Here is a 569-nt window from a genome sequence, read left to right on the forward strand (position 1 = left end):
CCGACGGCCCCAAGGCCAGGGTGACGAACAGCTGGCTGACAAAATGAAAAGCCGCCGCGTATTTGAAGCCGTCGAGGCTCAGGTGGTCGGCCAGGCATTGTTCGGTCTGACGTTGTTGCAGGCATTCGCTGAGCAACGATTGGCTCATTTCCTGCTGACGCCATAACTGGGCGCGTTCGCTGCTGGCGGTAAATCGGTTGATATCCAGCCGGCTCTTTTCCTTGAGCATGTCGAGTTGCTGATGCAGCGGGTTCTTCTTGCCGCCGATGGATTGCGGAACAATCAGTTGTTGCACCAGCAAGGCGCTGGCGTGATGCGGATAACGCTGGGCCCGCGCGCCGCACAGTTCCAGCAAGTGGCGCTGGTCATAAATCCGGGTGCTCAAATGACGCAGGCGGTACTGGCTGTCGAGCAGCATCACACCGTAGAGTTCGCGGGATCGTGCCGCTTGCAACACGTCGGGCGCAGGCGGTTGAGCCGTCCACAGGCCCGCATCGCCTTGGGTATTCGGATCGACAATGTGCTCAAGGCATTGTGCCCAGGCGCCGACTTCCAGTGGCAATGGCACG

At 60.1% G+C, this 569-nt stretch carries 1 pseudogene; it reads right to left on the minus strand.

Annotation, left to right across the window (positions count from 1 at the left end):
- Positions 1 to 569 (minus strand): annotated as a pseudogene (locus ACP7E4_RS30500) (hypothetical protein); the annotation flags it as partial.

It is taken from the genome of Pseudomonas sp. DSP3-2-3 (genome assembly GCF_049898225.1).
GTDB lineage: Bacteria > Pseudomonadota > Gammaproteobacteria > Pseudomonadales > Pseudomonadaceae > Aquipseudomonas.